At 48.0% G+C, this 14297-nt stretch carries 8 protein-coding genes; 3 read left to right on the forward strand and 5 right to left on the reverse strand.

Translation table 11 applies throughout. The features are described 5' to 3' along the window. Position 1: 1 nt before the first annotated feature. Positions 2 to 742 (reverse strand): LytR/AlgR family response regulator transcription factor, encoded by a 741-nt coding sequence (locus tag ACAN56_RS00475; protein ID WP_379139682.1) that lies wholly within the window; start codon positions 740 to 742, stop codon positions 2 to 4. A gap of 250 nt (positions 743 to 992) precedes the next feature. Next, positions 993 to 1412, reverse strand: a complete 420-nt coding sequence (locus tag ACAN56_RS00480; RefSeq protein ID WP_379139684.1) for a hypothetical protein — start codon at positions 1410 to 1412, stop codon at positions 993 to 995. A 629-nt stretch (positions 1413 to 2041) separates the two neighbouring features. On the opposite strand from ACAN56_RS00480, the gene ACAN56_RS00485 reads away from it, so the two are divergent. The 3 genes from ACAN56_RS00485 (at position 2042) to ACAN56_RS00495 (ending at position 10917) form a co-directional block, all read left to right on the forward strand. Further along, a complete protein-coding gene (locus tag ACAN56_RS00485) occupies positions 2042 to 3352 on the forward strand; it encodes a YheC/YheD family endospore coat-associated protein (RefSeq protein ID WP_038592164.1) in 1311 nt (436 codons plus the stop codon). A gap of 208 nt (positions 3353 to 3560) precedes the next feature. Next, positions 3561 to 5204, forward strand: coding sequence for a response regulator (locus ACAN56_RS00490; protein ID WP_038592167.1), 1644 nt, complete (start codon positions 3561 to 3563; stop codon positions 5202 to 5204). 4 nt (positions 5205 to 5208) lie between these two features. Beyond that, positions 5209 to 10917: a HAMP domain-containing protein gene (locus tag ACAN56_RS00495; protein ID WP_038592170.1), complete on the forward strand. Its 5709-nt coding sequence runs from the start codon at positions 5209 to 5211 to the stop codon at positions 10915 to 10917. Between the two features lie 138 nt (positions 10918 to 11055). On the opposite strand, the gene ACAN56_RS00500 is transcribed toward ACAN56_RS00495, so the two are convergent. The 3 genes from ACAN56_RS00500 to ACAN56_RS00510 are packed head-to-tail and all read right to left on the reverse strand — an operon-like array spanning position 11056 to position 14134. Further along, complete coding sequence (locus tag ACAN56_RS00500; RefSeq protein ID WP_038592173.1) at positions 11056 to 11667, reverse strand: DUF4097 family beta strand repeat-containing protein; 612 nt, start codon at positions 11665 to 11667, stop codon at positions 11056 to 11058. Next, positions 11664 to 13262, reverse strand: a complete 1599-nt coding sequence (locus ACAN56_RS00505; RefSeq protein ID WP_379139688.1) for a hypothetical protein — start codon at positions 13260 to 13262, stop codon at positions 11664 to 11666. The genes ACAN56_RS00500 and ACAN56_RS00505 overlap by 4 nt, the downstream gene beginning before the upstream one ends. Continuing rightward, on the reverse strand, positions 13259 to 14134 hold the full coding sequence (locus ACAN56_RS00510) for an ABC transporter ATP-binding protein (protein WP_038592175.1): 876 nt from the start codon (positions 14132 to 14134) through the stop codon (positions 13259 to 13261). The genes ACAN56_RS00505 and ACAN56_RS00510 overlap by 4 nt, the downstream gene beginning before the upstream one ends. Between the last annotated feature and the right edge of the window lie 163 nt (positions 14135 to 14297).

Consider the following 14297-nt stretch of genomic DNA (forward strand, 5'->3'; position numbering starts at 1 on the left):
CTCAATGGACCTTCATTATCATAAATTTGGTGTAACAATCCTTAACCTCTTTCAGTTTAGAGCGGCCGATCGGCAGCTGAGTCCCACCCGACATAAGCACAACTCCGCTGGAGAACTTCCGCACATGAAGCAGATTAATAATGACAGAACGGTGGATTTGCAGGAAGTTGTTGTCCTTGAGTGCCAGAGCATAATCGGCAAGGATGCCTTTGCTTTCATAGGTTTGATTGAGGGTAATAAAATTCAGCTTACTTTTTATGGTTAGGCTTTTAGCCGCTTCGATCGCAATGATATCATCATGCTTCAGCACAACTTCTTCAAAGGCCGACTTGATGATTATAAATTTTTTATCAAGGGCTTGGAAGTATTGGCATAGCTTGATCATTTTCTCCTCCAACACCTGGGGAGTAATAGGTTTGATTAAATACTGGAAGGTCATTACGTCAAAGCTTTCCACCATATATTCCGGGTAGCTTGTCAGAAATACAATTTGTTCATCCAGGTGTTTTAAACTCCGTATTTGGCGGGCAGTCTGAATCCCGTTTATACCCCCCATTTCAACATCCAATATTAATATGTGAAAAGGGGGTTCATTACGCTCATAATGAGAGACAAGCTGCTCCCCCGAGCTGAATTCCTCAATTTCAAAATCAATATTCACCTTGATCGACAACGAAATCAGCAAGCCTTTGACAATCTCTCTTTGTTTGTCCTCATCATCGCAAATAGCCACTCGATACATAGTGGATCACCTCTCATTTTTAATGCCGCTGTTCTAGAGCTTGATCTAACTATCATACAAGCTTTCGGGCTTGAATAAATCATTTTTGGATGAAATGCAGATTTAAATCCCTCAAGTGCATACGGAAACGAACCCTTTCAATTTCCTATGTATCAGAACTGCAGTTTAAAAAGCGCACTGCCAGCAATTGCAGAACGCTTTTATTATTTCAACAGAATTTAACGAAAAGTGATTTGAGTCTTTGCATAATTTACAATTCAGCTATTTTGAATATAACAAAGCTGCTCATATTTACCTGCTGATTTCCGGCAAATGGTAGTAATACAGCATTTGTAGTACCTGTATTTGTAAGACGTATTGCATCACCGGCATTAATTGGAATGATCCCTTGCCCAACCAGATGTACATCATTTGCCGTGCTTGTGTTATTTCCAGAAATGGTTATGGATTGTTCAAAATTATTCACTGTAACTACAAAAGCAGCACCTGGTAGTACAGCATCCCCTTGAATGTACAAAATGTAGTTAACATAATATAATCCTGATTGTTCTGCTATTGCCGCTCTTGCACCAGCATCGAAAGTAAATCCTCTTTTCGGATCTGATATTAGTGAAGATAATGGTATAGAAACATTTGGAGGTATAACTGTTGGGGCTGTAGATACTAACACCAAATCTGCAAAAGCGCTGGATAAGGTTCCTTGAGGGCCAGTAGATCCTGTTGGGCCTGCTGGACCAGGTAATCCTTGGGGTCCTGTTGGTCCTGCCGGGCCAGGTAATCCTTGAGGTCCTACTGGGCCTGGTACTCCCTGAGGCCCCGTTGAGCCTAGTAATCCTTTAGGTCCAGCTGAGCCTGATAAGCCTTGAGGTCCTGTTGGTCCTGTTGGTCCTTGAGGTCCTGCTGGTCCTTGAGGTCCCGTTAGTCCTTGAGGTCCCGCTGGTCCCTGAGGTCCCGTTGGTCCTTGAGGTCCCGCTGGTCCATGGGCTCCTGATAATCCTTGAAGTCCCTCGGGACCCTGAGGCCCGGGTACTCCTTGGGGGCCTGGTAATCCTTGAGGTCCTTGGGGTCCTTGGGGTCCCTGAGGGCCCTGAGGTCCTTGTGGACCTTGAGGACCTGCTATTCGGTTTTTCACACCCATAATATCATCCCCTCTGATCGATATGCCGTTAGTATATATACCCAGGAGTTTATTTGTCTGGGCATATTTATAATTGGGCTAATAACTGATTTTTTAAATGTGATGTTTATTTACCGTAATTAATCATATTGTGGGTTATCACCTTAAATGGGGGCATCCTGATGTGGATAAAATGGTCTAATGATTCAGAACATATTGTTTTACCTAATAAATATAGTTTACAATTTGGCGCGCAGATTCCTCCAATAATAAAATTTCACTTTGGTTCGTTTGAAACAGAAAAAGAATTGACACTAAGTACCCTATTAACAAAGGATACAATCGTTTTACCTATATCAATTAAACTCAATTTTATGATTCCTGATACACTTCCTTATGATTTAAGAATAGATGAGAATGGTCTGCATCTCGGCCCGGTAATTGCTATTTTAACTTCGAGAGTACATGTTTCCCCAGGCATTAGAACAAAGTACCTTGAATACCTGTGGGATTATAAGAATTTACATGGATTAATTTACCTTTGTCCCTTAGAGGGGATTAATCCTGCGAAAACAGGAATAGAAGGTTACTACTACCAACCAGATGAATTAGGAAGCGCAGGAATTTGGAAGAAAGGGGTATTTCCATACCCTAATGTTGTCTATCGCAGGATTGGAGTAAACAGAAACGATAAATACGACCACTTGCTGGTTACTGTTGGCCAAAAGATCTTTAATCCAAGCTTTTTAGATAAATGGGCAGTGTGGAAGGCTCTTCAGGATAATCCTAAGATAAATCCCCATCTACCTAAAACAGCATTATTGAGAAATGCAAAAGAGGTTATTTGCATGTTAAAAGACTATGGTTCAGTTTATCTTAAACCGGTGAGCGGCTCCTTCGGCAGAGGTATAGTAAAGATCGAATTAACCAACAAGGGTTACCTTTGGAAGCATAAAAATACAAAAAAAAAGTTGAGTCAAAAAAAATTAATAAAGATATTGTGTTACTACAAGAGGCGGCGGGCTTACTTATTTCAGCAGTCAGTAAGTTTGAAAGTCCATAATAAACACGTCGACTTTCGAGTGATAATGCAGAAAAACAATACACAAACCTGGAACTGTACTGGCATTATTGCTAGATATGGTATGAAAGGAAAGCATTACACCAATGATGTAAGTGCGCTGAAATTGGGAGTGGATGGTTTAAAAAATGCATTACATTTAAATGATCTACAGACTAAACTCAAGACTCAGGAAATTCTGTCTTTATGTACTTTGGTTTGCGAAAACCTGGATGAGTTACATGGACCCTATGCAGATTTAGGTTTAGATGTGGCAATTGATACTAATTATAAGGTGTGGTTACTTGAGATCAATTTTAGGCATATGCATAACATTGCTGCACTAGTTGGCCAACAGAGTAGTATGTATAGTAAGGTAATAACACGCCCGTTAGAATTTGCAAAAGCATTTGCTGGATACAGCACTCCATAAACATAGTTTATTTCGGACAACGTTTTTTAGCTTTATCAACTGAATATATCTTTAGATTACCGGTTTATTCTAACCGGTTTTTTTACGTACAGTAAGAACTAACGATGATACCCGAGTTAGAGTTTCATTCTCTAAAGATAAGGGTATATAAGCTATATTTTCGAAATATAACCGCAAGCAAGTCACAAGTTGGGAAGTGAGGGGCGTCATGGATTCTGCAGTCAACATCCTGCTCGTAGACGATCACCCGGAAAACTTGGTTGCCATTGAGGCCGTTCTCAGCGGAGAACCTTATCGTCTGGTTCGGGCATATTCCGGTATTGAGGCTTTGCGCTGTTTATTGGAAGAGGAGTTTGCCGTCATTGTCATGGATGTGCAAATGCCGGAAATGGACGGGTTAGAGACAGCCAGCATCATCCGGACCCGGGAGAAAACCAAATTCGTCCCCATCATCTTTATGACAGCCACCAGCAATAAAATGGAGCATATCTTCGCAGGCTATTCCGTTGGTGCTATGGATTATATGACGAAACCCTTCGTTCCACAAATTTTTAAATCCAAAATCGAGGGGTACGTCAGTATGTATGAAGCTAACAAAACCCTTCAGATCCAAAGTGAAATGTTGAAGAAGCAAACGAGGCAGTTAGAGAAAACCAATCAGGAGCTGATCCAAGCCAAGGAAACGGCGGAGATCGCTTCCCGTGTGAAATCAGAGTTTCTGGCCATGATGAGCCATGAAATCCGGACTCCGCTGAATGGGATCATAGGCATGTCTGATCTGCTTCTTGCCTCCGATTTGCCGGAAGAATATTCAGAGATGGCAGGGATTATCCATACTAGCAGCAATGCACTGCTTTCTGTCATCAACCATGTCCTCGACTTTTCAAAAATTGAATCCGGAAAAATGGAATTGGAGGAGGAACCCTTCTCCCTTCAGCACTGCCTGATTGAAACGATTGATTTGTTTACAGCCAAAATCAGGGAACGGAATCTGGAAGTGGTGGTGCTGGTTGATCCTTCGCTGCCGCCATGTATAAAAGGGGACATGAATCGCCTCCGTCAGGTGTTGAATAATCTGGTGGGTAATGCCGTAAAGTTTACGCATGAAGGCAGTGTATACATAATGGTAAACAAGCTCGCGGAGACGGAGAATTCGCTAACGCTTGAGTTTATGATTAAAGATTCCGGGATCGGAATCCCTCCGGATAAGATAAACGAACTGTTTCAGCCGTTCTCCCAGTTGGATGCCTCAACTACACGTAAGTTCGGAGGCACGGGGCTCGGATTATCGATCAGCAAATCCTTGGTTGAACTAATGGGCGGCACGATCCGGGTAGAACCATCGAATGAACCCGGCGCAACATTCATTTTTACAATTGCAGTCAAGACGCTCATGAGCCCAATTCAACCTCCAGACGAGTCAGATCGGAAGCCGCTGCATACGGATGCTACAACCCAGAGCCATACGCCGGCTCCGATTCGTGTCTTGGTTGGAGAAGATGACAACGTAAGCCGGAGGCTAATGAAACAAATGCTGGAAGCACTCGGCTTCTTTGCCGATTTGGCGGAGAACGGCACAGAGGTACTGGCAGCTTTGGAACAAACGCCTTACGATCTGCTTTTCCTCGATCTCCGAATTCCCTTCAAAGAGGGCTGGGAGACTGTACAAGAAATCAAAACGAAAGTTAAAGACAAACAAACTGTGATCATTGCCATGACGGCTAACGTTTCTAAGCAAACGATGCAGTGCTGTTTGTCCTCGGGCATGGATGATTTTATCGCCAAGCCTGTTCGATCAGAAGAGATAAAACAGGTCATTCAAAAATATGTGATGGAAAAGGGGCAGTGTTGAGTTTATGAGCAATCAAGACCAAATCAACGAAACGAACGACGATCAAATTGGCGTCGGCGAACTGCTCAACGCCTTAATGGCGATGAAGAAAGGCAACTTCTCCTACAGGATGCCCTATGACCGTACGGGTATGGCTGGAAAGGTAGCGGATACATTTAACGAGATTATGGATATTCAGGAAGCTCTGGTGTCTGAAGTCCAGACAGTAGCCAAGGTTGTCGGAAAAGAAGGGAATCTTTCGAGAAGGTTTGTGCAGAAGAATCTGGGTGGATCATGGGAAACGATTACTGATTCGTTGAATGGTCTGGTCATCGACTTGATTCAACCGACGAGTGAGATGGTCCGGGTTATTAACGCCGTAGCCAAAGGCGATCTGTCCCAGAAGGTGGAACTTGAAATCGAAGGACGAGCTCTTACGGGTGAATTCCAGAGAACAGCAAGCAACATTAATATGATGGTGAATCAGCTCAGCACCTTTGCCTCCGAGGTTACTCGTGTGGCGCGCGAGGTCGGTACGGAAGGAATCTTGGGCGGCCAGGCAGACGTCAAAGGGGTATCGGGCACATGGAAAGATCTTACGGACAGCGTGAATTATATGGCGACAAACCTCACGGATCAAGTGCGTAATATCGCGGCGGTAACCACTGCTGTCGCAAATGGTGATCTGTCAAAGCAAATCACGGTTAATGCGCGCGGAGAGATTCTCGAACTCAAGAATACGATTAACACGATGGTGGACCAGTTGTCCATGTTCTCCTCCGAGGTTACTCGTGTGGCGCGGGAGGTTGGCACAGAGGGCAAACTCGGCGGGCAGGCGGATGTCAAAGGCGTATCCGGCACTTGGAGAGATTTAACCGAAAGCGTTAACTACATGGCGTCCAATCTGACTAACCAAGTGCGTAACATCGCAGTTGTTACGACTGCGGTCGCAAATGGCGACCTGTCGAAGAAGATTACTGCTGATGTGCAAGGCGAAATCCTGGAGCTTAAGAACACCATCAACACGATGGTGGACCAATTGTCCACCTTTGCTTCCGAGGTTACCCGGATGGCGCGTGAGGTCGGTACGGAAGGGATACTCGGCGGGCAGGCGGATGTTAAAGGCGTATCCGGCACATGGCGGGATTTAACGGAAAGCGTTAACTACATGGCGTCTAACTTAACCAACCAGGTGCGTAACATTGCGGAAGTGACCACCGCCGTTGCCAAGGGCGATTTGTCGAAGACAATTACCGTTGATGCGAAAGGTGAAATCCTCGAATTGAAAAGCACAATCAACATCATGGTGGACCAGCTCAGCAACTTTGCCTCCGAGGTTACCCGTGTGGCGCGGGAGGTTTCAACAGAAGGAATCCTCGGCGGGCAAGCGGATGTTAAAGGGGTATCCGGCACTTGGAAGGATTTAACTGACAGCGTTAACTTTATGGCTGGTACGCTGACCGATCAGGTGCGCAATATCGCTGAAGTGACGACTGCGGTTGCGAAAGGGGATCTATCCAAACAGATCACGGTTAATGCGAAAGGCGAAATCCTTGAGCTTAAGAACACAATTAACACGATGGTGGAGCAGCTTTCCACCTTCGCTTCCGAGGTTACACGGGTGGCGCGCGAGGTTGGTACCGAGGGCATGCTGGGTGGACAAGCCCAAGTTAAAGGCGTTGCGGGTACATGGCGAGATTTGACCGAGAGTGTAAACTATATGGCTTCGAACTTGACCAACCAAGTGCGCAACATCGCCGTCGTGACGACGGCCGTCGCAAACGGAGACCTGTCTAAGAAAATCACGGCGGATGTCCAAGGCGAAATCCTCGAGCTCAAAAATACCATCAATACGATGGTGGACCAACTCTCGATGTTCTCCTCCGAGGTTACGCGGGTAGCGCGTGAGGTAGGTACGGACGGGAAACTGGGCGGACAAGCACAGGTTAAAGGGGTTGGAGGGACCTGGAAGGATTTGACTGAAAGCGTTAATAACATGGCCCGGAATCTGACGGACCAGGTGCGGAATATCGCGGACGTTACGACGGCGGTAGCAAAGGGTGACCTGTCCAAGAAAATCACCGTAGATGTCAAAGGCGAAATCCTTGAACTCAAAAATACGATTAACACAATGGTGGACCAGCTCTCGACCTTCGCCTCCGAGGTTACACGCGTAGCGCGCGAGGTTGGCACAGATGGAAAACTTGGCGCGCAAGCGGAAGTTAAGGATGTTTCCGGTACGTGGAAAGATTTGACCGATACGGTTAACTATATGGCCAGTAACTTGACCATTCAGATGCGCAACATTGCCGGCGTTACAACGGCAGTTGCGAACGGGGATCTGTCCAAGAAAATCACCGTCGACGTAAAAGGTGAACTATTGGAACTGAAGAACACGATAAACACGATGGTGGATCAACTAAATTCGTTCGCATCCGAGGTTACGCGGGTGGCGCGGGAGGTCGGTACGGACGGCAAGCTGGGCGGACAAGCTCAAGTGCGCGGCGTCGGCGGAATCTGGAAAGACCTCACCGATAACGTTAACATCATGGCGACCAATCTGACGGATCAGGTGCGCGGGATTGCCAAGGTCGTGACCGCAGTTGCAAACGGCAACCTGAAGCAGAAACTGACTGTTGAAGCCAAAGGCGAAATTGCCGAACTGACGGATACCATCAACAATATGATCGAGACGCTGGCCACCTTCGCCGACCAGGTGACCACCGTGGCGCGGGAGGTAGGTGCCGAAGGGAAACTGGGTGGACAAGCGAACGTGCCTGGCGCAGCCGGTACTTGGCGCGATCTCACCGACAATGTTAACTACATGGCGAGTACGCTGACCACTCAGGTGCGTGCGATCACCAATGTCGCCACAGCGGTGACGAACGGTGATCTGTCACGTGCCATCGACGTATCCGCATCCGGAGAAGTCGCAACGCTGAAAGACAACATTAACGAAATGATACGGAACCTGAAGGAAACAACCCGGATCAATACGGAGCAGGACTGGCTCAAAACCAATCTCGCCAAATTCTCACGGCTGCTTCAAGGACAAAGAGACTTGTATGCGGTCAGCCGTATGATCCTGTCCGAGCTGGCTCCGCTCGTGTCCATGCAGCATGGTGTCTTCTACATCAATGAACCGTTTAACGGCGAACCGGTGCTGAAGCTGTTTGCCAGCTACGCTTACCAAAGCCGCAAACATTTGGCGAACGAATTCCGGGCCGGGCAAGGGTTGGTCGGCCAGTGCCTGATCGAGAAACAGCGGATCCTGCTCACTAACGTGCCAGGTGACTATGTCGTGATATCGTCCGCTTTGGGAGAAGCCGCACCTCTCAACATCATTTTGCTGCCGATCATATTCGAAGATCAGGTGCTGGCGATTCTGGAACTTGCATCCTTCCGCCCATATAGTGATATCGACATCGCCTTCTTGGATCAGCTTACGGAATCCATCGGAATCGTGATTAACACGATGCAGGCGAACCAACGTACGGAGGAGCTGCTGATCCAATCGCAGTCACTCACCGAAGAGCTCCAAAAACAGCAGATGGAGCTGCGGAATACGAACGACGAGCTCGAAGATAAAGCAAAGTTGCTCGTGCTGCAGAAGGCGGAAGTGGAAAGCAAAAATCATGAGGTAGAGGTGGCCAAACGATATCTGGAGGAGAAAGCGGAACAGCTTGCCCTCACGTCCAAGTACAAATCCGAATTTTTAGCCAATATGTCGCACGAACTTCGTACCCCGCTGAATTCCTTGCTGCTCTTGGCAGAACAGCTTGCCGAGAACCCGGAGGACAATCTTCACGAGATTCAGGTGAAGTTCGCGAAAACCATTCAGGACTCTGGACTCGAATTACTTAATCTTATTAACGATATTCTCGATCTGTCCAAAATCGAATCAGGCACAATCACACCAGATTACAGCGATGTATCTTTGGCCGAACTGACAGGCGGGCTCGACCGTACTTTCCGCCACATGGTGGACGCTAAGAAGCTTGACTACAGAATCAAAATTGATCCCGGTGTTCCGGCAAGCTTAGTGACGGACTTCAAGCGGCTTCAGCAAATTTTGAAAAACTTGCTTTCGAACGCCTTTAAGTTCACGGAGCAAGGGCAGATTATGCTTCAGATCCGGAAAGCAAGCGAGGGCTGGCACCAAGAAAATGAATCACTGAATCGTGCTAAAACGGTCATTTGCTTCTCCGTCAGCGACACGGGAATCGGCATCCCTCATGAGAAACAGCAGATCATTTTCGAAGCCTTCCAGCAGGCGGACGGCAGCACGAACCGGGAATATGGCGGAACGGGCTTGGGACTTGCAATATCCCGGGAAATTGCCGAGATGCTGGGTGGAGAAATCACTCTGTACAGTGAAGTGACCAAGGGAAGCGTATTTAATTTGTACCTGCCAACTGAAGCGGAATTCACGGAACCGGAGATCAAGAGAACACATGTACCAGAGGTGATTGATATCACCCCGCCCAAACGCAGAAGCAGCCTAGTCAGAGCGGCGGAAGACACTTTGATTGACGACCGGGATAACATTGAACCGGGTGACCGTGTATTCCTGATTGTGGAGGATGATCAGAAGTTCAATGAAATTATTCTCGACCTCCTCCATAAAAAAGGAATCAAAGCTGTCATTACGGCCAGCGGGTGGGATGTCCTGGAACTCGTTCAAAAGTACAATCCGATCGCCATAACGTTGGATCTGCATCTTGGTGGGGATACGAACGGTTGGCTGGTACTCGATCAGCTGAAGAACGATATCCATGTGCGGCATATTCCGATTTGCGTCATGACCGTTGACGAGGACGAGGTGCTTCTGCTGCAGAAGGGTGCTCACGATTATTTCCGGAAACCTGTGACGAACGAAGAGTTGGAGAATGCTTTGGATCGTCTGAACCAATTTGCGGACAAGAAGGTTCAAAATCTGTTGGTGATCGTCCATGATGAGCAGGAGCGCAAGCAAATTGTCGACCTGCTAAGCAATCAGGATCTCAAGATCACGGCAGTGGACACGGGGCGCAAAGCGTTGAACCAGATCAACACGAAAGATTTTGATTGCGTCGTGCTGGACAACAGCTTACCGGATATGAATCTTATTCGATTCGCCCGAGATATGTACAAAAATGCCAAAAACAAAAGAGTTCCCGTCGTAGCCCGCCTGAGCAAGAAGTTAACACCGGCGGAGGAGAACGAGTGGGATGAGTTAGTCAAAATGGTGGTTCTCAAAGAGGTGAAGTCGAATCTCCAATTGATCGATGAAACGACTCTCTTCCTGCACAGTAAGGCGGAGAAGCTCCCTTCCGGCTCAAGGGAAAAGCTGGTCAAACTGCATAATTCGGATGAAATGATCGAGTATAAGAAAGTGCTTGTGGTGGATGATGATATCCGGAACATTTTTGCACTAACGTCAATTTTGGAACGCCATCAAATGAAAGTCATTCCTGCGGAGAACGGCCAGGATGCCATTAACCTTCTGGAACAGAGTCCGGACATCGAAATCGTGCTGATGGATATCATGATGCCGGGTATGGACGGTTACGAAACAACCCGCGCTATCCGGCAGAAAGAGCAATTCAAGAACCTGCCCGTTCTTGCACTCACAGCGAAAGCCATGAAGGGAGACCGGGAGCTGTGCCTCGAAGCCGGCTGCTCGGATTACATCACCAAACCGGTCAACAGCGCACAGTTGTTATCAATGATGCGCACATGGCTAGACCAATAACCCATACGTTCGATAAGAAAGCCCTCGTCCTAAAGACGGGGGCTTTTAGACGTTATCTAAACGATTTCCAAGAACAACAGACCGATTAGCCCATGGATAGACCAGCTATCGGAATAAACAGGCGATTATCGGAGGCTATCACTCCTCTAAATTTATATTTCCTGAAGCTGAATGCACACTCAGCGTGGAAGCTTCCGTATTAGCCGTGCCTACCGTGCCCTTTAGGCTTTGGCCGCCGCCGTCCGTCTGAATCTCTGTGGATGCCTCGACGCCTAAGTTGATCTTGCCCGATTGGGTAGATGCATCAACCTCCCCCGTGAAGCCGTTGACGGTGATATTGCCTGAATCGGCGTTCAGCGAGATTGTCTGTGCCTGGCCTTCAAAGGTTATATTGCCGGAAGCTGTGGCCAGACGGATGGATTCATAGCTTTGTTCCGGCAGTTCCAGGTAGAGGGTCTCATTCTTTAAATGGATGAATCCGGATGCCGGTTCAGTGTTAACGGTAAGCACCCCCGCCTCCAGCCCCGCCGGCAGCTCACCGCTTGTTTTCATACGGAGCTTTACTTCTGAATCCTTGGAACGGCTCACCTTAATGGATTGTCCTTCAGTTTTCACTTCAATCTGCTGTACCTTGGATCCCTCGAAAGAAGCTGTTTTCTCCACAGCTTTGTCCCCGCAGCCTGCAAGTACGAGGATAACGAACGCTGCCGCGATGAGGACAAACCATTTCTTGCCTTTATATTTTGTCATATGGATCTCCTTCTTATTGATAAATTACCGGTCTGCAAAAGCCGGGTGGTTATGCCTGCAGCGAATAAAAGAATGGTCAAGATGAGATAAAGCGCAGGGTTCCTTTCGAATATCCCCAAAAAGTCAAGTGAGGGAACATGATTGAGCGGTCCCACATACCACCAGAGCAAATAAATGACCTCAAACAACTTTTTTGAGCCGCCTAATGTGCCCAGTGCAAGCGCCAAAGTTGGAATAAAGAGGATAGCCGTTCCCAAAGCCAACAACGAAGACATCTGACCCTCCACGATGAAGCGAAGGATTGCACCCGTCGAAAACAGCAAGGTGATGAAGACGCCGGAGAGCCATTCTGTCAACCACTTTGCCAGCGGCGAACTGCTGGACAAGATAAGTTCAGTGGTGAAATTATGTTTATCCCGCGTGCCTAACTGCGACCATAAAGCTAGGGGCCATATCATAATAAAAGGCAGCCAGTCGTTTATGGAGTTTGACGTAATCAACATAGGTCCTGAAATGAGCACTATGGCGGGCAGCTTCCACCACAGGGACATGCCTTTCAGCATAAGCTTCAGCTCGGCTTTGACCCGCCCGGGCAACCTTGTACTCTTCACTTTTATTGCCGGAGACAGCTTCAGCGAGACACTGTGTTCTATGCCCGCAAGCGGAAAAGGTGTTGTTTTTCCCTTGCCCGATGCAAGCAGCGGATGAGCTTTGGATGAGCTTTCCGAGTTTTCAAAACGCCGAAACAGCAGGGCTGAAAGGACGATACCCACTATACCCGCAGCTATCCAGACTAGCCGGATTAGGACAAGCGAACGATCCCATGCTGCGCCTTCCCACACAAACGTGGAGATCGGGCCCTGTGTCGGATAATACCCAAAGCTTCCGCTCTCCTCAAGACTGGAGAGGGTAGGATAATGCTCCGCTGCACTGTGGGCCATCGTTTTCAGAATACCGTTGATGCCGAACAAATCCCCCCAATCGCTTGGCGCGGCAATGGACACCGCACCGACAGCGATCCACAGGCAGAAGAACAACACATTTCCCAAAACTCCCTTCAAACCGGGAAACACATCAAACAGGATGGTTAAGGAAGAGAGCAGAAACAGGGAGGGGAAGGTTACATAAAAAAAAGGAGCCATATAATCCATTAGCCGGAGCTGGGAATCTTCTCCCCGAAGCAGCTGCATGGCCATAAATGCCACTACCAAAACAGCTCCAATCACCAGCAGTACCACAAAATTCGCCGCCGCCTTACTAGCGATATATCTGATTTTCCGGACAGGGGCGGAGGCGATTAACGGCCCGAGCTTCAGGCGGGCATCTCCCGATATTTGGCTTCGAAGCATGAAAAAACCGAACAGCCAGAGCAGCATTGTGGACAGCATCGCCGCAAGTCCGCCCAGCCAGGCCGAATTATAGATGCCTCTGACCCCGCCGATATAAAAGATTTCATACCCGGAAGCAGCATCCGGTACGCAGGCATAACCGGCAAACACGCTGATTCCTATGACGAGCAGGAAGGAATAACTGCGCATCTGACTTTTCAAATTGCTTTTGATAATATAAAAGTAGGCTGAGAGAGTACGGATCATGGCTGAACTCCTAACGAGGACACAGTATACAGGTAAGCATCCTCCAGTGAAGCGGGCAGCAGGGTGGCATTTGCGCTGGGGCGCAGATCGGAAACGATCCGGGTATGGATGCCGTCGCTGCGCTGAATGGCGCTGCTTATCGTGTATTTGGCCTGCATGTCCGGCAGGGAGGAGGCAGGCAGGATGCAGTTCCAGACCTTCTGCTCCACACTCTGAATCAAGTTCTCCGGCGCCGCATGCTTGACAAGCCGTCCCTTCGCCATCAGGGCGATGGAGGGAGCGATGGACTCAATGTCGGTCACAATATGCGTTGATAAAATAATGATTCTATCTCCTGACAAGCTGGACAATAAATTGCGGAATCCGATTCTTTCTCCGGGGTCCAGTCCGACCGTAGGTTCGTCGACAATGAGCAGCGACGGATCATTAAGCAGAGATTGGGCAATGCCCACCCGCTGTCTCATGCCGCCCGAGAATCCGCCGAGCAGCCGTTTCCGGTCGTTTGAGAGATTTAAAATTTCCAGCAGCTCGTTGATTCGGGACCGGGCGGACCGGGCGGACAGACCTTTCATTGCCGCTATGTATTCCAGAAATTCAAGCGGGGTCAGATTCGGATACACGCCGAAATCCTGCGGCAAATATCCCAGCTCCTTCCGCAAAACCTGCGGCTGCTTGGCAATATCCACACCGTTCCATTTGATGCTCCCTTGACCCGGTTTCTCAATAGTCGCAAGCATCCGCATTAATGTGGATTTACCGGCACCATTTGGGCCGAGCAGTCCGGTCACACCCTGTTTGAGCTTCAAGGTAATGCCGCTAAGGGCCTGCTTTGCGCCGTAACTTTTCGATACCTGTTCAATCTGTAGTTCCATCTCTATTCCTCCGTCACAATCCAATTACCATACCATTCCTTGGCGGCGTAACATAAGATTAGCCCACAAAAGTAAAAACAAAGCAAAATTGCGGTTAAAAGGAAACAGCTGGCAAGAGAAATTCCAAAAGGAATGATAAACTGAGAGAGAACTTATGCACTCA

Origin of the sequence: Paenibacillus paludis, assembly GCF_042610515.1 — a bacterium.
Taxonomy (GTDB): Bacteria; Bacillota; Bacilli; order Paenibacillales; family Paenibacillaceae; genus Paenibacillus_AQ.